Origin of the sequence: Kribbella sp. NPDC049174, from assembly GCF_043197365.1 — a bacterium.
Lineage (GTDB): Bacteria > Actinomycetota > Actinomycetes > Propionibacteriales > Kribbellaceae > Kribbella.
Genome location: NZ_JBICSZ010000001.1, coordinates 1433395 through 1455983, shown reverse-complemented (window position 1 = coordinate 1455983; position 22589 = coordinate 1433395). Strand labels below are relative to the sequence as shown.

The window sequence follows — 22589 nt, the reverse complement described above, 5'->3', positions numbered from 1 at the left end:
GGTCCCTGTAGGCTGGAGTGGGACGGCTTAGGCCGTGCGTTCGACGGTGGCTCGCACGACCTTCCCCAGCAGGGATGCGAGTGTCCGGCGCTCGTCCGCATCCAGCGGGAGCCAACTGTCGGACACCGCGGCGATCGACTGGTCCACGGCCGCGAGGGTCTGCTGTCCGTGCGGCGTCAGCAGAAGCCGCGCCGCCCGACCGGCCTGGGTGGGATTGCGCGGCGCGATGTGGCCGCTGGTCTGCAATGCCTTGATCGAAGCCGTCATGGTTTGGACCGTGACATTGGAACGGCGCGCCAACGCGGAGTACGACAGATCGGGTTCGGCCGCGATATGCGCCAGGATGCCCAATCCCCGCATCCCGATGCCGAACGCGGACAGCACCTCTTCAACCCGCACCCGGGCCGACCCGCCCGCCATCGCCAGCAGGAACGTCAGGTTTCCCAGCATCGCGGGCGGCTGCGAGCCCCCGAGTTCATCAGCCATGAACGCATCGTCCCACGACGCGGGACCCGCGCCGCGATCGCTGAACCACGTGCCGTCATTGCCTTCCGACGCGGCGAACGCCGCAACTCCGGCCAGCCGAGCACCCGCCAAACTCGCAACCACAGCCCAGTCGACAAATCGCGCCATACGGGAGCACGCAGAGCCCCGGCGGATCAGCACCAGTCGTTTGACAGATGCGGACCTCCCTGCCCGCCTCCTAGCCTCACCGGCATGGGAAAGGTCATCGTCCACAACCAGATCACCGTCAACGGCGCCTTCGAGGCACCCACGCCCGAGGAGTGGCTGGAGCTCGACGCCGACAGCAGCGACGCCGGCCTCGAGCAGCTGATCCTGGCCGACGCGCTGCTCCTCGGCCGCAAGACGTACGAGGGGCTGGCGGCCGTCTGGCCGCACCTCGGCGAAGATCCGTCGATGGGCCACTACGCCGAGCGGGTCAACGGCATGCCCAAGTACGTCGCCTCCCGCACGCTCACCGGGCGACTGGATTGGAACGCCACCCTCATCGAAGGCGACGTCGTCCAGACCGTCCCCGAACTCAAGGACAAGCACAAGGGCAACCTGATCGTCTCGGGCTGCGGGGAGCTGGCGCACACCCTCGCCCAGGAGGACCTCGTCGACGAGTTCTGGTTCTGGGTGAATCCGCACCTGTGGCCGGCCGGGCCGCGGATCCTCGACGGCGTCGGCCCCATCCGCCTCCAACTGATCGCGGCCACGCCCTATCGATCCGGAGTCATCTGGCTGCGCTACCGGCCCCACGTGAAAGCGGATTGAAAGGTCGCCATGGTCCGCTGTGTGACGGCCGGGGCCTGAAGGGAGAAACGATCATGGTGAAGACGATCATGTACGCCGTCGTACCGGGCGCCGACCCAGGGTCTGTGGCATGACGCATTTTTCAGCAGGCATCGGCGGAGCACTTGGAGGTGCAGCGATGGACACGTCCGCGTACTTGAACTCTGTTGTCGAACAGACGAGCATGTTCGCCGATTGGGTGCACGGCAAGGATGCGTCTGCCCCGGTGCCGACCTGTCCGAAGTGGACGCTGGCCGATCTTGTCGACCACGTCGGCGCGACACAGCGCATGGTGGCAATGCTCGTGGGCGAGCGGATGACCGAGCCGAGCAGCGCGTACGCCAGATACGTCCCGGCCCCGACCGATTCGGCCCAGTGGCACGAGTGGCTGACCGACGCCGCGGCCGAGGCGAAGCACGCGTTCGAATCGGTCGACGATGACACGCCGGTGTGGGATCCGTCCGGCGGCGCCGCAGGCGTGCCGTTCTGGTCACGTCGGCTGTTCGGCGAGGCTTGCGTGCATCGCGCGGACGCGGCTGCCTCGCTCGGCACGCGGTACGAACTGGCGCCGGAGCCTGCCGTTGCGGCCACCGAGGACTGGCTGGACACGATGACTTCCCGCGGTTACTGGGAGAACAAGCCAGACTTCGCCAATGCGATGCGCGGCGACGGCCAGACCCTCCACTTCCACGCAACCGACGCGCCCGGTGAGTGGCTGGCACGCCGGGAACCGGACATGGTCGTCCTGGAACACACGCACACCAAGGCGGACGTCGCGGTCCGCGGCCCAGCCGCCGACCTACTGCTCGTGCTCAGCAGGCGACGCCCGCTGGATGCGGCTCCTTCGCTGGAACTGCACGGGGATCGAGCACTACTCGACCACTGGATCGACCACATGGACTGGGTCACCGGCTGACCCACACTTGGGCGCAGGCGCCTTGACCTTCTCGCCGGCGCCGTCTAGATCAGACAGCTCGTTTCAGGAAGATCAGGGCCGTCTCGGCTACCTCTTGCCAACCATTGTCGATGGTCAGGGCATGGCCGCGTCCTTTGAGTTCTGCTATCTCGGTGATGCCGGGGTTGTCTTGTTGTTGTTTGTAGGAGGCGTTTGCGATCGCCCAGGGGACGGTGTTGTCCAGTTCGCCGGAGATGATCAGCACCGGACCGCGCGGCGCTGAAGCCCAAGCGCCGCCACCAGGAGTTCCTCGGCTTCCTGCGCCAGATCGGGCGGACCTACCGCGACGCCATCGATCCGCAGACCCGGGAGCCGGTCGAGCTGCACCTGGTCATGGACAACTACGCCGCCCACAAGCACAAGAACGTCCGCCAATGGCTGGCGAAGAACCCGAGGTTCAAGGTCCACTTCACCCGACCCACGCCTCATGGATGAACCTCGTAGAGGTCTGGTTCGGCCTGGTCGAACGCCAAGCAGTGCGACCGGGCTGTTCAAATCGGTCCAAGACCTCAACGGCAAGCTCCGCGCCTACATCGAGGGCTGGAACAAGCACGCCCACCCATTCATCTGGACCAAAACCGCCGCACAGATCCTCAACAAGGCCAACCGTCCAACAACTTCAAATCCGCGCCACTAGAGCTCGTCGTCAACCAGAGCGATCCTCATGGCGAAGAGTGCCATGCACAATGTGGCCGTCGTACGCACGCCCACCAGAATAGGTCGCCGGAGCAACGGGTTGGAACCGTACGGCGGCGCAAACCGGCGGAGTTCGCCGTACTGACCACAATTGACCGCAACCGGTCATGCCTCGGCCGCGTCGAGCCTCAGCCGACGAACGCGATCGCGTTGCCGTCCGGGTCGCGCACGATGAAGTCGGTGCCGCCCCACGCTTGTTTGGTCAGCTTCTGCACGATCTCGGCGTCAGCGGCTCGATATTCCGTGTAAAGTTCGCGTACGTTCGGCGTATCGATGAACGCCATGATGAGCCCTTCTCGTTCCGCGGCACCGGCCGCGAACACCGGCTCGTCCACGAGCTTCAGGTGCAAGCTCGCGCCGTCGCGCGACACCGATCCGTAGAACGGCGGGTTGCCGTGCAAGAAGTCGATCCGGAAGCCGAGCTGGTCCCGATAGAACGTGGCCGAGGCATCGACGTCTGCGACGTACAGCACCGGTTTGGCGCTCGCGACTGCCGTGTCCTGAGTCTCCGGCTGCTCGCTGGTGGGCGGGGCCGCTTCCGTGCTCGCCTTGAGTTCGGCCCAGCTGGCGCAGCCCGCTTCGAGGGCGATGATCTCTTGGGCTTCGGTGAGGGGAAACTTCAGCGCGAGTGCTTCGCGGTCGGACAACGTGCGATAGCGCGCGAGCTGACGGATGCGACCGCCAATCGAGAAGTTCCCTTCGCGGTGCCAGCGAACGAGCAGTTTCGCCTGCTTCTTGTAGGTTTCGAGCTTGGGCATGGCGCTCCCTCTTCGGTCTTGAAGTAGGTGGGCCTTGCCCTTTCGGCTGCTGTGCCGCTGCGCCCTACGACCGGGTCTGAACCCGCGCCTGCGACATTGAGATTACCACAGCGAATTGGTCCCCCGGCCGCGTGAGCGCCGTCCTTTCTCCGGTTCCGCGGACCGTGGCGCGCTGTCGGTGGCGGGACGTACGGTGTCGACCATGAACGATCAGAGGCCGCGCGGGAACCGACCTTGCTGTGGAGTTGCGGCGCTACTTGCAGGCGTCGAGAAATCGGTTGGTGTCCGTGCTGGACGGGCTCGACGAGCATGACGTACGCCGGCCGTTGACGCCGACCGGCACCAACCTGCTGGGGCTGGTCAAGCACCTGACCGGCATCGAGCTCGGCTATCTCGGTTCCCGATCACCATCACCCAACACCACCGCAGGAGCAGCACAATTCGCCATACCCCATGATCTCAAGAACCCAACCGTTCAGGAACTAACGGCACGCGACACTAGCTCGCTCCCCCACGTCAGACGTCCATGATCGGCACGATCAACTCCCGCAGGCCCCAACCCCGTCCTCGCCCTCCCCGACAAGAACCACCCACGCGCCCAAATATCGCGGCGGGCCACCAATCCGTTACGTCGCGCAGCAATGAACCGGCGACGAGCGGCCCGCTCAGCCAACCCCATTCCATCCCATCCATGTGGCCGCCAGGCGGCCGAGGTCGGCGTGCTGGATCCAACCGTCCGCCAGCTCGCAGTCGACCACTAGCCGGATGACGACCCGCGCTGGTCCCTCCTCGATCGGCACCCGAGCGCAGCCTGAGCGCACATACGGCTACAAAGGAGTATGAGAGCAATCAGGTACGTGCGAAGCGGCGATCCATCTGTGCTCGAAATGGTGGATCTGCCGATCCCCGACCCGGGGGACGGCGAGGTGCGCATCCGCGTGATCGTGTCGGGTGTGAATCCGACCGACTGGAAGTCACGCAGCGGCACATTCGGCGGAGCACCGGCGGAGGCAACGACTCCGAACCACGACGGCGCCGGAGTGGTCGATGCGCTCGGCGCCGGTGTGAACGGCCTCGGCGTGGGCGACCGCGTCTGGGTCACCCTGGCCGGTGACGGACGACCGGCGGGTGGAACCGCGCAGGACTACACCGTCGTACCCGCTGAACGTGTCTTCCCGCTGCCGGCAGGCGCGGACTTCGAGCTGGGAGCCGCCATCGGGATCCCGGCGATCACCGCCCACCGGGCGCTGACGGTCGGCGAGGACGGTCCAGCCCGGTTGACGCCGAACGCACTGGCCGGCCGAAAGATTCTGGTCGCAGGTGGCGCAGGTGCCGTAGGGAACGCGGCGATCCAGCTCGCTCGCTGGGCGGGTGCGGAAGTCATCGCGACCGTCAGCCAGGAGGCGAAGGCGCGACTCGCGGCGGCCGCCGGGGCACACCACGTGCTCAACTATCGGCAGCCGGACACGGCCGAGGCGATCAGGCGGATCGCTGCCGATGGCGTCGACCTCGTGGTCGAAGTCGCTGCCGGCGCCAACGCACGGCTCGATCTGGCCGTCCTCCGCCCGCGCGGGACGATCTCGATCTACGCGAACGACGGCGGTGCTCCAGTCGAACTGGAGGTAGGGCGAAACATGGGGCTCAACGCGCGCTACCAGTTCGTCCTGCTGTACACCGTCGGTTGGGACCGGATAACGGCCGCGGCCGCCGACATCAACCAGGCGATCGAGGACGGCGCACTCCGTGTCGGCGAGGAGGCCGGCCTCCCGCTCCACCGCTACTCGCTCGAAGACACAGCGGCCGCGCATGCCGCCGTGGAGAGCGGCATGGTCGGAAAAGTCCTGATCGCCGTCAATCCCACCTGAAACACCCTCCATCCAATGTCACCACGGGCCTCATCGACCGCCATCTGATCGATGGTCCTTGGAGGTGAAAAGCATGTACGTCGCCTGTGCCCACAGGCACCCGTCTCGCGCTCTGCCTTTGTGAATGCAGAGCGCGAGCCCAGCAAATGCTGTGCGCTGACGCCTGCCCGGGCGCGCCGACGTGCGTTTCTGGATGCAGCCGCGGAGCTGAACGCATCACGTCAGCCGGCAGGCCGCGCGGACATCGGATGGGAGGCGACGGTCCTTGGCTAAGCCCAATGCCGCAACCCTGTTTGGAACCTAACCAGACACCTGCGAGCCTAGCCAGTATCACCTACGCGACGTCGGGCCGTGTCATCAGCGGCGACCGCAGATGCAACGCCAGACTGGGGCCGGTCAGGGGCACGGTGGTCCACGTCGCCGACGCTGTCCCCGCGTCGGCGTCGACCACCAGCCGGACCCGGTGCGGGGTGGTGATGACGTAAAGCTCTGCGACGAAGGTGTCGCCCTGCCAAGCACCAGTCGCGACGACAGGGCGGCCGAGCGGCGAGCTTTCCCGCCATGCGCCGTGGCCGACCTCGACGTCGAGGGACGACCCGAGCCGCAGCAGCCATCCACCGTCCACGGGATCGACGATCACCGTTGTTCCGTCGGGCAGCGCCGAATCCTCGGTGGAGGCGTCCAGTCTCGCGTTGACGGAACGCTGCGAGGCGGCCGAACCCGGCACCGGCGCGAATGACAGCCGCCGCAGCCGCTCGGCGAGGATCTCGTCGTCCTGGGCGCTTCCCGCGTCATCCAGGCCGGGCAGCAGGCAGTCCCAAAAGACGCTGGGCAATGCGTGTCCCTCATCGACGGCGGCGGTCACGACGACCACGAGATCGTGGGACGGGACGACCACGCATTGCTGGCCAAAGGCACCGTTACCGAAGTAACCGTGACGCGACATCCAGAACTGGTAGCCGTACCCGAAAAGAAAGTCGGGGCTAGCCGAGTCGTCCTCGAGTTGCAGGGTTTCGATATGCCGTCTGGTCGCGAGCTCCACCCATTCGCGCGGGATGAGTCGTCTGAGCCGCCGGCCGTCGTCTCGCGGGCGGACGCGTGCCTCAGGCAACCAGGAACCTCGGTGCTGCTTCGCAGAGCGCTGTGACGTCGCGGCCGGCCCACAACACCGTGAAGTCCGGTCGTACCAGTGCGGCCGCAGCCTTGCCGTCTGCGAGCCACTTGTACAGGGCTGAGCCGGGTGCCACCTCGAGCACCTCGGTCCCGCGGTCGGCTAGCACCGCATGCTGCTCGAGCGAAAGCGGTACGCCGGTCACCAACACGAACCCGCCACGGGTTACGTCGTCGTACCGGGTGTCATTCGTCAGGGGCGCGTTCGGACACAGCCGTCCGTTGAGGGACCCGCGGAATCTGCGTCGATCCACCAGATCGGACCGGCGCAGCGGTGGTGTCTCGCTGTCGAGGAGGCGGTCACGGAGGCCGGGGACCAAGTGCAGTCGCGGGGCGATAGCCCTGCGGAGCAGGCCACCCGCCCTACCGCCCTGCGTCATGGAGACGCCGACGAGCTTGGCGAGCCTGATGAGGGCCCGGGAGTGTGGTTTGCGCTCCACCTCGTAGGTGTCGAGCACCGATTCGGGCAGGTCTCGGGAGAGGACGCCGGCGATCTTCCAGCTGAGGTTCATCGAGTCGCGGAGTCCGGCGCACAACCCCTGTCCGATGAAGGGGGGCGTCAGGTGGGCGGCGTCGCCGAGGAGGAACACATTGCGGTCTCGCCAGCGGTCCGCCAACTGGGCCCGGAAGGTGTACTCCGCGACGCGCACCAGCTCGAGCTGGTCGCTGGGGATGCCCTCGACCCACGGTCCGATGAGGGGCCGGACGGCTCCGATGGATTCGAAGTCAGCGGCGGTCTCGCCCGCCTGCAGCCGGAACTCCCAGCGATAGCGGGCATCGCCGATGCGCATGTACGTCGCCGCGCGCTCATGATCGCAGACCTGGTGCACGCCTTCCCACTGGTCGAGCTCGACCGTGCTGGCGACGTCGATCACAAGCCAGCGCTGCTCGAACTTGAGATCCTCCATCGTCGAACCGATCGCCGTGCGCACCACGCTGTTGGCTCCGTCGCAGCCCAGCACATAGGTGGCCAGCACGGACTCATGCTCGCCGGTGAGCCCGTCGGCAAAGTCCACCCGGACCCGACCCTGGCCGTCCTGGGCGACGTCGGTGACCTCGACGTTCCCGCGCAGGCTGACCGTGGTCTGGTTCTTGAGGTTGGTGCGCAGCAGGTGCTCGAGCTCGGGCTGGTCGAACATGTTGGCTCTGGGGTGCCCGTGCCGGCCGTAGTCGCCGTCGCGGTCGAAGACCGCGAACACGCGGTGGTTCCGGTCGATCAGCTGCAGCCCGCGAGTAGGCCGGGACACGGCTGCGAACTGCTTGGCTATGCCGAGCCGCACGAGGACCCGGTAGATCTCGTCGTCGAGGTGGACAGCCCGCGGCTGGGGGTAGACGCCGTCCCAGCGGTCCAGGACGAGGCAGTCGACGCCGTACTGCCCGAGAAGGGTGGCGGCGGTGACGCCGACGGGGCCGGCCCCCACGATGACGACGGGAACCGGGTCGGCCCTGGTTCGCTGAGAGCGGTTCATCGCAGGTCTCCGACGACGAGAAGCAGAAAGCTCAGGGCCACCAGGCCGAGGACGACGGCCGGGGCGATCTCGCGCAGGCCGTCGCGGTTGCGGAGGTGGGCCACGGCTGCCCCACCGAGGAGTATCAGGAGTCCCGCGGCGGCCAGGGCACCGATCACCGGGACGAACGCGCCGACGAGCAGGCCGACGACGGCGAGGACCTCGAGAAGGCCGATCCGGCGGTACGCCGAGACGCTGAAGCCGACGTGTTCCGCCTTTGCGCGCATGGCGGGTACGGCGGCGAGCTTGGCGGAGCCGAGGGCCGCGAAGGCGACGACGAGGATTCCCGCAAGAATCGATGTGGTGGTCATGACAGTTCCAATCTCCAGGTGATGGCGAAACGCTCGAGTACTTCCCGGACCGACGTCTTGTCGGCGCCAGGGGACAAACCGACGATGGCGGCGACCGCACCGTCCTCGACGACTCCCCGGACTCCGGTCACCGAGGGGATGCCGCGGAGCGCGTCGGTGACGGCCTCTCGGGTGGCCTCGGCGCGCAGGGCGGGTTTGAACGGCTTGCCCACTAGGGTGACGGGGAGTGCGTCCAGCACCGTGACGGCCTTGGGCGCTGCAGCCTGCTCGGGCACGTGGTCCCCGGCCCAGGCACGCAGTTCGTCGGGGGTCGCGCCGACGCCCGGGACGAGCGTGACGAACGCGACTGGCACCTCGCCGGCGTGCAGGTCCGGACGACCCACCGCCTGCGCGGCCGTGACCGCCGGGTGTGCCAGCAGCACGCTCTCGATGACCGCCGGGTCGATGTTGTGACCGCCGCGGATGATCAGGTCCTTGGCTCGGCCGGCGAGATGAATGAAGCCGTCCGGGTCGACCCGAGCCAGATCCCCGGTGTCCAGCCAGCCGTCGCGCAGCTTGCCCATGCCGTCCAGCACAGGTCCGTCGGGAGTCCGGCCTGTGACGTAGCCGGGGAACACGGTCGGCCCGCTGACGGCGAGCACCCCGACCTGACCGGGAGGCAGGTCGATCCACTCACCGTTGGCGGCGATCTGGACGGCCTTTACGTGCTGGTACGGCAGGCGTTGGCCGACGGACCCCGGACGCGGATGGTGGGGAAAGCTCAGTGCGCTGACGCACGTGGCCTCGGTGAGGCCGTAGCCCTCGACCAGCCGGATGCCGGTGGCGGATTCAAAGCCGTCCCGGACTGCCTGCGGAAGGGGCGAAGCGCCGACGACGGCGAAGCGGAGGCTGCTGATGTCGGCGTCGATGGGACAGCCGGCCAGGACGGAGTACACGGTGGGCACGGCGCTCATCGTGGTGACCCCGTAGCGCTCGACGAGCTTCCAGAAGTGCGTGTACAGCACCTGGTCGCGGTAGCCCAGCGGGCCTGCCCAGATGACCTGGAGGCCCCTGAACAGCGGGGCCAGAACGGTGACGAGGAGTGCGTTGACGTGGAAGAGCGGCAGCGCCGCGAACACCACCGAGCCGTCGTGCAGCAGGCTGTTGGCAGCGGTCATCCAGGCGTCGCTGACCTCGTTGGCGTGGGTGTGTGCGGCAAGTTTCGGCGTGCCGGTCGTGCCGCCGGTGTGGAAGAGAGCGGCGAGGTCGGTGGCCAAGGGTGTTTCACCCACGAAGGCGTCGTGCGGCTGCTCCACCGACAGGGCGGACAGGTGGCCGACGCGCACGCCGTCCAACCAGTCCAGCTCCGCCTCGGCGGGGCCGGGCCGCGCCGGGCCCAGGGCGAGGAGAGCTTCCATCCCGGCCTCGACGGCGAGCTTCCGGGCACTCTCCCACACCTCCGGCGCGAGTTCGGGACCGGCAGCCACGAGGACCCGGGCGCCCGACCTGCGCAGGAGCTCGGCAATGTGCGTCCCGGAGAGCCCGGTGTTGATCGGCGCTGCGATCCCGGCGAGCTGGGCAGCCAGGGTTGCGGTGACGAGCTCGTCGCAGTTCGGGGCGAGGAGGGCGACCCCGTCAGTTCGACGCACCCCAAGCGTGTGGAGCACGTTGGCGTAGCGATGCACGTCCATCAGCAGCTCGGCGTACGTTCGCTCCGCCGGCTGCTCCCACCGTTCGCCGTCCGGCAGCACGGACAGGGCGACGCGGTCCGGCCAGAGGCCGGCGGCACGGCCGAGGAGCTCGTACGTCGTGCCCGGAAGGCCGCGGTCGGCAAGCGGCACGGCCTCGATCGCGGCGACGTCACCGGGCCCGTCGTACGTCGGCCAGAGCAGGTCGCCCATCAGGCGGTCCTCACAACGGTGCGCTGCCGACCGAGGTCGATCGCGCCGTCGTCGGTGCCGACGGCAACCTCTACGACGTCGCCGTGCTTGAGGTACTTCGGGTTCTGGGCCTGCCGCTGGAAGAAGAGCTTCCACTTCAGCGCTGGGGGCAGGAACGCCGCGATGATCTCGACCGGCTTCGGCGGTGCGCTGAGGGCGGTGCCCGCCGGGGTTCCGGTGAGAAGCAGATCACCGGCGTCCAGCCGTTGGAACCGGCTCAGCGCCTGCAGGGCCTCGAGCGGTGAGTAGACCATGTCGTCGTCGACCACCGAGTCCTGGCGCAGCTCGCCGTTGACCCACAGGCGCAGGCGGAGGTCGCCGAACCGCTTGAGCTCGTCGTCGTCGAGCAGGACCAGCGACGGCCCGACCGGCGTGAAGGTCGGGTACGACTTCGACTCGAAGAACTGGGTCTTCGGCAGCTGCACGTCCCGGGCCGAGACGTCGTTGGTCACCACCAGGCCGGCCACAAGAGAGGTCCAGTTGTCGGCGGTGACCTGCGTGCCGACCGGCAGCTCCCGGCCGATCACCAGGCCGATCTCGACCTCGTAGTCGAGGTAGCGCACGTGACCGGGGCGGACGATGTCGTCGAACGGGCCGCTGAGCGAGCCTGACGTCTTGCGGAAGAACGTCAGCGGGACGGTGTCCGGGTCGAGCCCCGAGTCCTTCACATGGCTGGTGAAGTTCGTCATCTGCGCCACCACCCGGCAGGGCGCCGTCACCGGGGACACCAGGTCGAGGGTGGCCGGGTCGACGGTCGTCCTGCTCCCCAGGGCGGCCTCGATCTGCTCGTGCTCGGCGAGCAGTCCGCTGGTGGTCGTGGCTTCGGTGTCGATGCGTGCGGCGCCGCCGGGAGTGCGGACCCACCAGGCGTCGTTCGTACGAAGGATCGTGATGCTCATGAACTCGTCACTTTCAGGAGTCCGCGAAGGCGGGTCAGGTCGAACTCGTTGTCTTCGCGCAGCGAGCGAGCCATCGACAGCAGCTCGTGCAACGCGTCTCGGCCCGGTGTGAGCCCCAGGAAGTCCTTGGTGGCCTGTGGTCCCCACTGGGCCAGCCCGGACGCCGTCATCGGTGACCAACCAGGCTCCAGGGTGGAGTCGAACAGGTCACCGTCCGCGAAGTGCTCGACCAGGAGCCCGTCCGGGTCGCGCCAGTAGTCGAAGATCTGGCTACCCTCGATGTGACGACCGATCCCCCACGAGCGGTAGAAGCCGAGCTCGCGGAGGTACTCTCCGCCGGCGGCCAGCGCGTCGAGGCCTCCCACCTGGTACGCCGAGTGCACATAGCGGTTACTGGGACCGAGCATCATCGCCAGCGTGTGGTGGTCGGTGGGAGTCATGCCTCGGTCACAGCGGATGAAGCTCATCGTGGGACCGCGCTCGCGCTGCCCCTCGTAGTACTTGAAGTCGCTGACGATGAGACCGAGGTGTTCCAGGTACCAGTTCAGGGACTCGACGTACCTCGTTGTCTGGAGCACGACGTGACCCAATCGCTGGATCTTCGCGGGGGCACGTGGCAGGCGCTGCACGGTGTTGGCGCGCCCCACGTCGTGCCCGAAGTTGAACACCTGCTTCGGCTGGGGCGGCAGGGTTGCGAGCTCGTGGGTGTCGGCGACAACCCGGACCATGACCCCACTCGGGTCGGTCAGATCCACGGTGAGCCCGCCCAGGTGCTCCGGCAGCTTCTCGACCTTCGTCCCGGTGGCGTCGGCGAGCCGCACCACGTCGGTGGAGTCCGCGGCCCGGAAGGCCGCACCGAGGTACCTCGAGCGTAGTCCGCGCCGGACGATCACACAGGGCGCGCCGGCGTCGGTCCCGCGCAGCAGTAGCTCGTCCGCCGTGCGGCCCACTGTGGTGAACCCGAACGCGTGCGCGAAGCGCTCCGAGGCGACCAGGTCGGGCTTGACGAACTCGAGCCAGGCCAGGTCGAGCACCTTGATGACGGGGTTCTTCGCACGCCCCGGATGCTCGGCGCGCAGCTCACCCTGCTCGCTGTGCAGGTCGTTGTGAGTCCCATGGTGACCGCTCATTGCTACTCCTCAGGCGATTAGCTGACGTAATCGTCATTCATGAGCCTATCATCAGTCAAGTGCTCTTTGAGGTTTTCGTCATTTCTGACTGGGTCCCGCTAGGATGGGTGGCACACAACCCGAGACGAAGAGGCAGAGGAGCGGTCTTGAGCAACGCACCGACTCAACAGGTCAATCGGCTGGACCGTCGCAAGGCCCGCACACGAGCCGCCCTCATCCGGGCGGCACAGTCCCTCATCGCCGAAGGCCGGACCAGCGTGCCGATCCTGGAGATCACCCAGGCCGCCGACGTCGGGATGGGCTCCTTCTACAACCACTTCGAGACCAAGGAGCAGCTTTTCGACGCGGCGGTCGAAGCCGCGTTGGACGCCTACGGACAGCTCCTGGACCGGGTCACCGCCGGCATCGAGGACCCGGCCGAGGTCTTCGCGTCGAGCTTCCGGCTCACCGGACGCCTTCACAGGCGCGAGCCCGAGCTGAGCCGGGTCCTGCTCAGCAACGCGCTCCGGCTGCTCAGCGCTGACAACGGCCTGGCCCCACGCGCCCGGCGGGACATCGCGGCGGCCGTGGATGCCGGCCGCTTCGACGTGGCCGACCTCGACGTGGCGGTCACGATGACGGCCGGTGCGCTGATCGCTCTCGGTCAGCTCCTCCACGACGAGCCCGGCCGGGACATGGAGGCGACCACCGACCGAGTCACCGAGGACCTGCTTCGCATGTTCGGAATGACGCGACGGCAGGCACAGAGGATCTGCTCCCTACCGCTGCCGGATCTCGACGCGGCTGGGAACACCGGCCCAGCAGCCTGAGGCACTCCTGCTCAGGCTGGGCCACTGTCGGCCGCGGCTACACGAACTCCTTCTTCACCAGGGATTGCGGCGCCTTGTACTGCGCGAACGCAGCCATTCACCGAAAGCCTTCGCCTGCGTCCAGCCGAAGCGTGGACGTGGCACCGGCCCGAGGAGTCCCCGGATCACGAAGTTCACCGCGCCGAGATTGGGCAGCTCGTAGCGCGAGCAGCCCGGGACGGGAAGCTGATCGCGGCGATCAGTGCGGCCATCGACCGCTCCGGAGCCCGACTACCAGCTCATCTGTCCAGCGCTCCGACACGCTTGCGACCCACAAGAGCGGCAGATCACATGATGAAATCGTCAGTACCGCCGGTATTGTTCACCTATGGGCGTAGGTGGCCCCACCAAGGGTCAGCCCATCACCGTCGTCATGTGTGACCGCGAGGAGATCTTCCGATGAGCAGCGCCACTACCTCCAGGCTCGCCGAGACCGCCGCTCCGCTCGACGCGCTTCTGGTCGGTGCCGCGCTGGGCCCGGTCCGCCGATTCGTCCCCGACATTTCCACGGCGAAGTGGGCGGCCTCCCTCGCCCGGAAGCCGGGAACCACCGCTCGGCGACTGCGCGAACTGGGCACCGAAGCCGGCCGGGTCCTCAGCGGGACCTCGACCTTGGCGCCCCAACGCGGCGACCGCCGCTTCACCGATGTTGCCTGGACCGAAAACCCGCTGCTGAGACGGCTGGTCCAGCTCTACCTCGCAGGGAGCCGGACTGCCGGGGAGCTGGTGAGGGAGGCCGACCTCGAGCCGCGCGACCGCACGCGCCTGCAGTTCGTCCTCGAGAACATCGCCGAGGCGCTCGCCCCGAGCAACGTCCCGTTGGTGAACCCGGGCTCCGCCAAGGCGGTGATCGACACCGCAGGGCTCAGCCTGGCGCGCGGGGGGAGGCAGCTCGTGCAGGACCTGGCCACGGCCCCCCGAGTGCCGCAGATGGTCGACGGCAGCGGCTTCGCGCTGGGCGAGAACATCGCCGCGACGCCCGGTGGCGTCGTGCTCCGCACCGAGGTGCTGGAGCTGATCCAGTACGCTCCGCAGACGGACGAGGTCTACGAGGTACCGGCGCTGGTGGTGCCCCCGACGATCAACAAGTTCTATGCCCTCGACCTCGCACCGGAGCGGAGCCTCGTCGAGCACGGCGTGCGCCAGGGACGGCAGATGTTCGTCATCTCCTGGCGGAACCCGGACTCGCGGCACGCTTCCTGGAACGTCGACACCTACGTGCGCGCGATCCTCGAGGCGCTCGAGGCCGTCGAGGAGATCACAGGCAGCGCGCGGACGGTTCTCGGCGGCGTCTGCTCCGGCGGCGTCCTGGCAAGTATGGCGGCGGCGTACCTGACCGGGATCGGCCGGCAGGACCGACTCGCGGCGCTCTGCCTGGCGGTGACCGTCATCGACAACCACGATGCCGGGACGGCGTCAGCCCTCGTCGACGAGCGGTTGGCGAGCCGGGCCAAAGCCACGTCGGCACGCAAGGGGTACCTCGACGGACGCGCCCTGGCCGAGGTGTTCGCGTGGCTGCGCCCCGGCGACCTGGTGTGGAACTACTGGGTGAACAACTACCTGCTCGGGAAGCGGCCACCGGCGTTCGACATCCTGTTCTGGAACTCCGACACGACCCGCATGACCGCCGCACTGCACGCCGACTTCATCGACCTTGCGATGCAGAACTCACTGACCAGTCCCGGAGCACTCACGGTGCTCGGCGTGCCGATCGACCTCGGGACGATCACCGTTGACTCCTACGTGGTCGCCGGCATCACTGACCACATCACCCCGTGGGAGAACTGCTACCGCAGCGCGCAACTGTTCGGCGGGACCACGCTCTTCGTGCTTTCCACCAGTGGCCACATCGCTGCCCTGGTCAACCCCCCGGGCAATCCGAAGGCGTCCTACCACACCGGCGACGATATGGCGCCCGACGCCAAGATCTGGCTGACGGGCTCAGACGTCCACCAGGGCACCTGGTGGACCGACCTCGGGCTGTGGCTGGACGACCGCTCGGGTGAACGGAAGCCGGCTCCCGAGGATCTGGGCTCCCCGGGCCTCTCGATGCTGGCCGAGGCACCCGGCACCTACGTCTTCGACAAGTGACACCACACCGATGACCGAGTTCCGGCGAATCCGTGTGCTCGGCCACGAGGTGCGGGTGACGGTGCGGCCGGGCACCGGAGCCGGCCCGCCGTTGTTGGTCTGCAACGGCATTGGGGCCAGCCTCGAACTGCTCCAGCCGTTCGTCGACCGGGTCGATCCCCGCATCGAGGTGGTCCGGTTCGACGTACCTGGCGTCGGTGGATCCCCGACACCCAAGTCCCCCTACAACTTCGCACTGCTGGCATACTTCGTCGGGCGGCTCCTCGATGAGCTCGGCCACGACAGGTTCGACGCCCTCGGGATCTCCTGGGGCGGCGGCCTCGCCCAGCAACTGGCCTTCCAGAATCCGCGTCGTTGCCGGAGGCTGGTACTTGTCAGCACCGGAACCGGCATGCTCATGGTGCCCGCCCGCCTCAGCGTGCTGAGCAAGATGCTCACACTGCGGCGCTACCGTGACCCGGAATATGCCAAAGCCATCGCGCCCGAGCTCTATGGAGGGCGGATGCGCCGGCAGCCCGACGACGTGAGGCGCGTGCTGTACGAGCCGGAGCGCCTCGGAGCCAGAACCGGCTACTACCTCCAACTCCTCGCCGGCATCGGCTGGACAAGCCTCCCGGCCCTGCCACTCATCCGGCAACCCACCCTGATCCTCGCCGGGAACGATGACCCCATGATTCCGCTGGTCAACGCACGGATCATGCACTCGTTGTTGCCCAACGGGTCTCTTCACATCTTCGACGACGGCCACCTCGGGCTCCTCACCGCCGCCGACGAGCTAGGCCCGCTCGTCTCGCGCTTCCTGACCTCCCCAGGAGACGAGCGGGCGACCTCGAGAAGCTGACGCTCGCCATCCCGTTGCGCAGAGGTCGAGCGCGATGTCCACGATCATGTCGCCCTGACCGCCGCAACCGCGAACGACCAAGTCAACTGAGGATTCCGTCACATCTTCGCTCTAGAGGATTGACCGATCTGCAGTACTGACGATATCGTCACTACTGCAGATACATTACAAGTGCCCTCCTCGGGCCGGAATCCAAAGGTGATACCTCATGACGCAGCACACGAACTTCTCCACGCGGCTGGACGACCTGCAGAAGCGGGTTGTGACGGCCAGGTCGGCGGTGCAGACGGCCGCGACCGAGTCCGATGCACAACTCAAGGAGCGGATCGATCAGGCCCAGTCCCACCTGGACCAGTCAGTCCAGAACGCACGGCAGGAGGTCTCAGAGAGCGCTGACAGCGCTCGGGCCAAGTGGGCGCAGGTTAAGACCGACGCCGCGGCCAAGATGAGCGATGTCAAGGCGAACATGGACAAGCGGGCCGACCACGTGGACGCCAAGATCGCCGCGAAAGACGCGGACTGGGCAGAAGCTGACGCGGCCGAAGCCCTCGACTTCGCCGACTGGACGGTCGAGAACGCGCAGCTCGCCATCCTCGACGCCATCCACGCCCGCACCCACGCCGACAAGCTCGCCAAGGCCGCAGACAACTCGTAGTCCCAGTCGGACTGGTGGTCAGGAAGCCCGAGTCCTCCTTACAGCACTCGCTCCGCCGCGGGCAGGAATGGTCGACGACCTGCCCGCGGCGGCATCTCTCAAAGGAAGGTTCGCAATGACTGACCATCTCAAGACCCCGGACCCGCTACCCGACACGATCCGGGCCGGTGCCCGGGAGTCATCGGCGGCCTGGTGGTGGATCGTCGCCCTGGCCCTGGGGGCACTATGGATCCGGTTCGGCATGTTCGTGCTGTCGTACAAGGGGGGGCGGTCTGGTAACGCTGGTGACACTGGTCGGAGTGTGGGCCATCAGCCGCGGGTCACCGAGATCTTCGCCGGCTTCACACTGCGCCAGGTCGGCAAGCAGGCGGACCGGCTGGTCGCATGACCACCTTCCGAGCGGCGTTCCGCCGGCGCTCTGCGCGACGCGCGACCGGACGAGGCCGCGGACTTCCAACGCCCTCGCGCCGGCTCGCGCCAGGCACGGAGCAAAGGAGCAGACATGAGAGCTACTCATTCGGTACCGGTCAGCCCGGCGCTGCTGCGGCATCTCCGCGAGCGCAGCACGCGCCGGGAGAACCGGGTTGCCGACCAGATCACGCTGTTCGCAGGCTCGATGAAGTTCGTCTACATCCACGCCATCTGGTTCAGCCTGTGGATCGGCCTTGGCCTCGAGGACTACCCGTTCGGACTGCTGACGATGATCGTGTCGCTGGAGGCCATCTTCCTGTCAACATTTGTCATGATCAGCCAGAACCGCGCCGACGAGAAGCGCCAAGTGATCGCGGACGAGGCCTGGCGGACAGTCCAGGAGGAGGAGCAACAGAACGAGAGGCTGCTCCGCCTGTCCAACGAGATCCTCGATCTCACCAAGGAGATCCACGCGGCGAGCGCTGCAGCCACGCCGGCGATTCGTCCCCAAACTCAGTGAAGGGCGGCAGTCGCGACGGTGAGGTGCGAGACGGCGCCTGCTTCCGTTGTCCGGCGCGGGGAGCATTAGAGGCTCCGCCGTCAGGGTCGCTGTGACAGCCAGGGCACGACCCCGGGGAGAAACCGACGTTGGCTTCGCCCGGACTCCACGGGGTCCCCGGGCGTACGTCGCCACGGAGAACGACCATGAAATCCGCCATGAAGGGAACAGAGACATGAACCATCCGCCGCATCCCGCGCCGCGGCTCTCGACACCGATGAGTCGTGGCTGGTGCCCGGTCAAGCCTCCCCGACGGCCTGTGCTGCTTGTCAACCCCAGGTCTGGTGACGGTGCGGCGACCCGCAACGAGATCGTCGAGCGGGCACGCGAGCGCGGAATCGAAACAGTGACCCTCGGACCCGGCGACGACCTGAGGACCCGCGCCCTGGCGGTCGTGGCCGATGGTGCAGATGCGCTCGGAATGGCGGGCGGCGACGGGTCGCTCGCGGATGTAGCAGCAGTCGCTGCTGCGCACGGGCTGCCCTTCGTCTGCATCCCAGTCGGGACACGGAACCATTTCGCCCTGGACCTCGGTGTGGACCGGCAGGACGTGCCCGGGGCTCTTGACGCGTTCACTGATGGGGTGGAGCGCCTGATCGACGTGGGCGAAGTGAACGGCCGGATCTTCCTGAACAACGTCTCCCTTGGCATCTACGGAGAGGCCGTCCAGCAGGCCAGCTATCGCGACACGAAGGTCCGCACCTTGGCGGAGACGGCGCGCAGGGTGCTTGGTCCTGGTGGGCGAATGCCGGCGCTGCGCCTCATCGACGACACCGGACGAGAGCATGCACATCTTGCTGTGCTGCTGGTCTCCAACAATCCGTATGCGTTGAACGGTCCTGGTCTTGGCACTCGACCGACGCTCGCCGGCGGTCGATTGGGGATCCTGGTGCTCGACACACCAGACGAGAGGCAACACCCTCCGGAGCGAGCCTGGAGCGCTCATCAGCTGGAGGTCCAAGCCCCAGCGACTGTGCATGCCGGCATCGATGGCGAGGCAGTCGAGCTTGTTGCCCCACTGGAATTCGCCGTCCGCCCTGCAGCATTGCGGGTCCGGATCTCCGCGCGCCATCCCGGCGCTTCGCCGGCAGCCCGGATCCCTTCCCCCAGATCACATCGAGCTGGTGCGCAGCCCTCTCCCCCGACCGCCGAGTAGTCAGCCGAGCCTCACGGACTTCCTGCCTCGCTGAACCTCCGCTCGCACGCCGCTCCGACCATGACCGCAATCCAGGCCCCACGAATGGCGCCGATCACCACATCTCCCGAGAAGTGCACACCGGCGTGCAGACGTGCCTTCGAAGCTGGTGTAGATCTTCTCCAGCCTGACTGGCAATCATCGACCAAGAGCACAAACATGCCCCCCACGGCCGAAGGCAAGGAATCCGTGGCCGATCGAACTCGCAGGCTCCTGTACGTCTGCGCCTCGCGCGCCACCGAGGAACTGGCCATCGCACTCTACGCCCGCGACGTTCCCAAAGCGCTCGAGGCTCTGCGCGCATCCGGACTCCCAGGGACGGACGCAATCATCACAGCCGAAGATCTCTCCCTAACAACCGGTTCCTAACATCGGGCCTCGGTCTATGACGCTCACCGCCCAGAGTCCGTGCGTCAACGCATCTCGTAGAAATGGAGCCAGCCATGAGCTGGCGAAGGCGCGGGGCAGATATCCCTCACTCGACCGGTTCCCCATCGGGCCCCGCGGGCGGTCGCTGTGCGAGACACACCGGGTGACGGCTGACGGGCGGAACGCACCTACGTGTAGCGACGCCAGAGTTCGTTGACGCCGGATCTGAGGGTTGCTAGGCGGTGTGCGTGGACCCTGGCGATGTCGGGGCGGTCGCGGAGGTCTGTGATGACGCTGGTGACGAGGACTAGCTCTCGGATGCGGCTGAGGGTTGGCCAGGAGGGGAGGGTGGTGACGTCTACGCCGTAGGTGGTGGCTAGGGCTTCGTGGTCTTGGATCGCGCCGAAGCGTAGAGCGCTGACAGCGGCGACAACCAGGTCGTAGGCGAGCGGGCCGATGCTGGTGCCGTCGAAGTCGCAGAGGACGAAGCGGCCGGTGGGTTCTCGTAAGAGGTTGCCGATGTAGGCGTCGCCGTGGAGTAGGCCCATCTGGAGGTTGGGCGTGAGGGCTCGGTAGTCGGCTTCGATGTCGGCCCATTGTTGGCTGAGCCAGGCGTGGTCGTCGGCCGTGAGACCGTCGGCCATCGCGAGACGGCTGCGCGCGCTGCTGAAGGGGTCCCAGGGCTTGAGGCCGGACATGGGCTCGAGTTTGTGCCAGCCGAGCAAGGGTGCCGCCAACTCGGCGCCAGTCCATGCGGGGTTGCCGCCTTCGAGGAGCTGCCAGATTGTTGCCGAGTAGTTCTCGAACAAGACGGGCTGGATCAGACCTGGCGCCAGCCTGACAGCCGGCGCGTCGTGAAGCTCCAGCCAGGCCGCGATTCGCGCGACGTGGTCGGCCCGCTGGCTGGCCAGGTCGCCGGCACCGAATCTGACAACTACGCCCTGGCTTGGAAGCCGGTATACGGCGTTGTTCGTGTACTTGATCAGCTCGGCTTCGTCTGGCAGAAGGCTGGCCTCTTGGCAGATGCCCTTGAGTGCGTGCTTGAGCCGTTGGTCGAGCTCTGGGGACAGGTTGGTCATGCGGTGAGTGCCTTCGGCGCGGTTGTGCGGACGGATTCGAGCTGGCGTAACAAGTCCACGGCGTCGGAGTTGCCAGAGTGTTCTGATGCTGCGGTGCCAATCTCGGCCAGGCGGCTGAGTCCGCGGCCGCTGCGGAGATGCTGCGCTTCGTTGATCACGTCACGAGCTACGTCGATGCCAGCGTCCACCTCGTTGGTACGCAGGAGGTTCGTCGACAAGATGATCCGATCGAAGGTCCGGCTTCGGCGCGATCTGTCGGGGCCGGATTCGGTGATTGCTTGCTGCGCGAATGAGACGGCGCGTACGGCGTACTCGCGGGCTTGTGCATTGTCTTTCGCATAGGCCGACAGGGAGTTGTACACCAGCGCCTGATGCCCGGTGTAGTCGCCTGGTGTGAAGTACAGCGTCGTCCACGGGGAGACACGACGCTTGTCGGCAAGTCCCATCTCGTGTTCTGCACGAGCGAGCGCATCGACGACGTGGTCGTGTTTGCCGAGCATCGCGTATGCCAGTGCTTCGTTGGCGTGCAGCCTGGCGACTTCAGCTGGATCGCCTGCGTCCTGCGCGGCGAGCTGGCCTAGTTGCAGCATCTTCAACGCCTCTACGGGATGAGCTTCCTGCATGCTGACCCGACCCAGGCGGTACAAGATCGACGCAGCCAGCGATGGTTCATCCGCGTCCTTGGCCAAAACGAGAGCGTTCATCAAGAAGCGTCGGGCAGCGGCTTGATCGCCGATGTCATGGAACGACCAACCGAGCATGCTGCTGAAGTCTGCGAGGGACACTTTGAGGTCCCGGTGCGTGCGCTGATCGGCGGTGGAGTGGATCATCCGCCGTGCGTAGCCGTAGAAACCACGGGCAGCGTCAACCGCTGCTCCCCCGCCGTAGCGCTGATCGAGTTTCCGGAACTCGGCTGTCATCGACACGACTTGTTCCACGTCGGTCTCGGTAATGACCGACGGCACAGCGGCCACACTGTTGGGCAGCTCGGGTAGCCATTTCTGAGCCTGATCGTTCACCGAACCGAACGCCACACTAGCCACCGCGCCGGCGAAGTTCCTGCGATCGTCGCTCGTCAGCCCATGGGACTTCTCGCTCTCGCCGGGCCCCGCTGAGCTGTACGCAAGCCCCATCCGCCCGCGCGGAATCTCGAACGCGTCGGCGACGCGTTCTAGGACGTCGTACGCCTTGACTTGGCGTCCATTGAGGATCTCCGAGACCTCGCCTTGGGACTGATACGTGCCGGCACCGATCTGCGTCTGGCTCCAGCCGTGCCGCTGCAACCAGCCGAAGATGCCGGCCACGTCACGTGACGCCAAGACAGGACGCAGCTCGGGCCTATCCCACCACGAGGAGTCGAGCAGCGGCTGCGGTGCCGTCATCGTCACTCCTTGTCTCTAGGCGGCTCTGTGAAGTTAGCCCGAGTGCATCCGGTGCGTCTATCGGCACCGCCGATAGGTCGGCTCGATGAGTACCGCCTGTAGTGGGGAAGGCGGTCACAGCGCCATGGTGTGGATACAGAGCGTTACAACAACCGATAAAGGACGCCCACCATGACGACGCCACTGTTCATCGTGATCTGTGACCGCGAGCCTGACTATCGCAATGATCACGGACCTGGTGCGAGACCTCTCTGGCCGCAACGAATGACACGGCGGTGGGACAGATGACTAGCACGCTGCCAGATACGGATCACTACGAGCGGGGCGACGCCATGCGGGCGTACGGCTACATCCGGAAGCACTTCCTCATGAACGAAACCGAGCTGGCGAAAGCTCGGCAGCTCATCGTCGATGCAGCTCAGACTCGTGGAGTGCAGCTCATGGCGATTCACGTCGAGGAGATCGAGACATCGCCCGAGGCCTTCCACGATCTGCTCGCAGTCGTGATGCAGGAAGCACAGCGAATGATCATCACGCCCGACGTCCAGCACCTCGAGGTCGCCGGCGACCCAACCTCAGTACGACAGCGACTTGAGTCCAACGGCATCACGATCGTGGTCGGCGGCTAGCCATCGCGACCGTAAGGAACGTG

The 22589-nt window shown here is 66.8% G+C and carries 24 protein-coding genes; 13 read left to right on the top strand and 11 right to left on the bottom strand.

Annotation, left to right across the window (positions count from 1 at the left end; genetic code table 11):
• Positions 1-27: 27 nt before the first annotated feature.
• Positions 28-597: a MarR family winged helix-turn-helix transcriptional regulator gene (locus ACGFIF_RS06755; RefSeq protein WP_393152194.1), complete on the bottom strand. Its 570-nt coding sequence runs from the start codon at positions 595-597 to the stop codon at positions 28-30.
• A gap of 120 nt (positions 598-717) precedes the next feature.
• Here ACGFIF_RS06755 and ACGFIF_RS06750 point away from each other — a divergent pair, with 120 nt between their 5' ends.
• Entirely contained in the window at positions 718-1278 is a 561-nt protein-coding gene (locus ACGFIF_RS06750) for a dihydrofolate reductase family protein (RefSeq protein ID WP_393152192.1), read from the top strand.
• 157 nt (positions 1279-1435) lie between these two features.
• A complete protein-coding gene (locus tag ACGFIF_RS06745; RefSeq protein ID WP_393152190.1) occupies positions 1436-2212 on the top strand; it encodes a maleylpyruvate isomerase family mycothiol-dependent enzyme in 777 nt (258 codons plus the stop codon).
• Between the two features lie 49 nt (positions 2213-2261).
• On the opposite strand, the gene ACGFIF_RS06740 is transcribed toward ACGFIF_RS06745, so the two are convergent.
• Positions 2262-2456, bottom strand: a complete 195-nt coding sequence (locus ACGFIF_RS06740; protein ID WP_393152188.1) for a hypothetical protein — start codon at positions 2454-2456, stop codon at positions 2262-2264.
• A gap of 14 nt (positions 2457-2470) precedes the next feature.
• Here ACGFIF_RS06740 and ACGFIF_RS06735 point away from each other — a divergent pair, with 14 nt between their 5' ends.
• On the top strand, positions 2471-2686 hold the full coding sequence (locus ACGFIF_RS06735) for a transposase (RefSeq protein WP_393153661.1): 216 nt from the start codon (positions 2471-2473) through the stop codon (positions 2684-2686).
• 389 nt (positions 2687-3075) lie between these two features.
• On the opposite strand, the gene ACGFIF_RS06730 is transcribed toward ACGFIF_RS06735, so the two are convergent.
• Positions 3076-3705 carry a glyoxalase superfamily protein gene (locus ACGFIF_RS06730; RefSeq protein WP_393152186.1) on the bottom strand — a complete coding sequence of 210 codons (630 nt, stop codon included), beginning with the start codon at positions 3703-3705 and terminating at the stop codon, positions 3076-3078.
• Between the two features lie 239 nt (positions 3706-3944).
• On the opposite strand from ACGFIF_RS06730, the gene ACGFIF_RS06725 reads away from it, so the two are divergent.
• Complete coding sequence (locus tag ACGFIF_RS06725; protein ID WP_393152184.1) at positions 3945-4235, top strand: DUF664 domain-containing protein; 291 nt, start codon at positions 3945-3947, stop codon at positions 4233-4235.
• A 309-nt stretch (positions 4236-4544) separates the two neighbouring features.
• A complete protein-coding gene (locus ACGFIF_RS06720; protein WP_393152182.1) occupies positions 4545-5570 on the top strand; it encodes an NADPH:quinone reductase in 1026 nt (341 codons plus the stop codon).
• A 334-nt stretch (positions 5571-5904) separates the two neighbouring features.
• Here ACGFIF_RS06720 and ACGFIF_RS06715 read toward each other — a convergent pair whose 3' ends face one another.
• Genes ACGFIF_RS06715 through ACGFIF_RS06690 form a run of 6 tightly spaced genes read right to left on the bottom strand, consistent with a single transcriptional unit; the run spans position 5905 to position 12507 of the window.
• The gene (locus tag ACGFIF_RS06715) at positions 5905-6681 is read right to left on the bottom strand and encodes a hypothetical protein (protein WP_393152180.1); all 777 of its coding nucleotides are present in this window, start codon (positions 6679-6681) and stop codon (positions 5905-5907) included.
• Positions 6674-8209, bottom strand: a complete 1536-nt coding sequence (locus ACGFIF_RS06710; RefSeq protein WP_393152178.1) for a bifunctional 3-(3-hydroxy-phenyl)propionate/3-hydroxycinnamic acid hydroxylase — start codon at positions 8207-8209, stop codon at positions 6674-6676. Before ACGFIF_RS06710 ends, ACGFIF_RS06715 begins: the two co-directional genes overlap by 8 nt.
• Positions 8206-8559, bottom strand: a complete 354-nt coding sequence (locus tag ACGFIF_RS06705; RefSeq protein ID WP_393152176.1) for a DoxX family protein — start codon at positions 8557-8559, stop codon at positions 8206-8208. Before ACGFIF_RS06705 ends, ACGFIF_RS06710 begins: the two co-directional genes overlap by 4 nt.
• Complete coding sequence (locus ACGFIF_RS06700; RefSeq protein WP_393152174.1) at positions 8556-10439, bottom strand: acyl-CoA synthetase; 1884 nt, start codon at positions 10437-10439, stop codon at positions 8556-8558. Before ACGFIF_RS06700 ends, ACGFIF_RS06705 begins: the two co-directional genes overlap by 4 nt.
• Positions 10439-11377, bottom strand: a complete 939-nt coding sequence (locus ACGFIF_RS06695) for a fumarylacetoacetate hydrolase family protein (RefSeq protein WP_393152172.1) — start codon at positions 11375-11377, stop codon at positions 10439-10441. The genes ACGFIF_RS06700 and ACGFIF_RS06695 overlap by 1 nt, the downstream gene beginning before the upstream one ends.
• Positions 11374-12507 carry a VOC family protein gene (locus ACGFIF_RS06690; protein ID WP_393152170.1) on the bottom strand — a complete coding sequence of 378 codons (1134 nt, stop codon included), beginning with the start codon at positions 12505-12507 and terminating at the stop codon, positions 11374-11376. Before ACGFIF_RS06690 ends, ACGFIF_RS06695 begins: the two co-directional genes overlap by 4 nt.
• Before the next feature lie 146 nt (positions 12508-12653).
• Here ACGFIF_RS06690 and ACGFIF_RS06685 point away from each other — a divergent pair, with 146 nt between their 5' ends.
• The 7 genes from ACGFIF_RS06685 to ACGFIF_RS06655 all read left to right on the top strand — a co-directional run bounded on the left by ACGFIF_RS06685 (position 12654) and on the right by ACGFIF_RS06655 (position 19068).
• A complete protein-coding gene (locus ACGFIF_RS06685) occupies positions 12654-13316 on the top strand; it encodes a TetR/AcrR family transcriptional regulator (RefSeq protein ID WP_393152168.1) in 663 nt (220 codons plus the stop codon).
• A gap of 438 nt (positions 13317-13754) precedes the next feature.
• On the top strand, positions 13755-15446 hold the full coding sequence (locus ACGFIF_RS06680) for a PHA/PHB synthase family protein (RefSeq protein WP_393152166.1): 1692 nt from the start codon (positions 13755-13757) through the stop codon (positions 15444-15446).
• Between the two features lie 10 nt (positions 15447-15456).
• Entirely contained in the window at positions 15457-16287 is an 831-nt protein-coding gene (phaZ, locus tag ACGFIF_RS06675) for a poly(3-hydroxyalkanoate) depolymerase (protein WP_393152164.1), read from the top strand.
• Between the two features lie 208 nt (positions 16288-16495).
• The gene (locus ACGFIF_RS06670) at positions 16496-16942 is read left to right on the top strand and encodes a hypothetical protein (RefSeq protein ID WP_393152162.1); all 447 of its coding nucleotides are present in this window, start codon (positions 16496-16498) and stop codon (positions 16940-16942) included.
• 115 nt (positions 16943-17057) lie between these two features.
• Entirely contained in the window at positions 17058-17330 is a 273-nt protein-coding gene (locus ACGFIF_RS06665; protein WP_393152160.1) for a hypothetical protein, read from the top strand.
• Positions 17331-17444: 114 nt separating this feature from the next.
• Positions 17445-17873, top strand: a complete 429-nt coding sequence (locus ACGFIF_RS06660) for a DUF1003 domain-containing protein (RefSeq protein ID WP_393152158.1) — start codon at positions 17445-17447, stop codon at positions 17871-17873.
• Between the two features lie 214 nt (positions 17874-18087).
• A complete protein-coding gene (locus ACGFIF_RS06655) occupies positions 18088-19068 on the top strand; it encodes a diacylglycerol/lipid kinase family protein (RefSeq protein WP_393153659.1) in 981 nt (326 codons plus the stop codon).
• Positions 19069-19664: 596 nt separating this feature from the next.
• Here ACGFIF_RS06655 and ACGFIF_RS06650 read toward each other — a convergent pair.
• Together ACGFIF_RS06650 and ACGFIF_RS06645 are read right to left on the bottom strand one after the other, a co-directional pair.
• The gene (locus ACGFIF_RS06650; protein WP_393152156.1) at positions 19665-20555 is read right to left on the bottom strand and encodes a phosphotransferase; all 891 of its coding nucleotides are present in this window, start codon (positions 20553-20555) and stop codon (positions 19665-19667) included.
• The gene (locus tag ACGFIF_RS06645; protein ID WP_393152154.1) at positions 20552-21937 is read right to left on the bottom strand and encodes a helix-turn-helix domain-containing protein; all 1386 of its coding nucleotides are present in this window, start codon (positions 21935-21937) and stop codon (positions 20552-20554) included. The genes ACGFIF_RS06650 and ACGFIF_RS06645 overlap by 4 nt, the downstream gene beginning before the upstream one ends.
• A 284-nt stretch (positions 21938-22221) precedes the next feature.
• Here ACGFIF_RS06645 and ACGFIF_RS06640 point away from each other — a divergent pair, with 284 nt between their 5' ends.
• Positions 22222-22566 (top strand): hypothetical protein, encoded by a 345-nt coding sequence (locus ACGFIF_RS06640; RefSeq protein ID WP_393152152.1) that lies wholly within the window; start codon positions 22222-22224, stop codon positions 22564-22566.
• Positions 22567-22589: the final 23 nt, after the last annotated feature.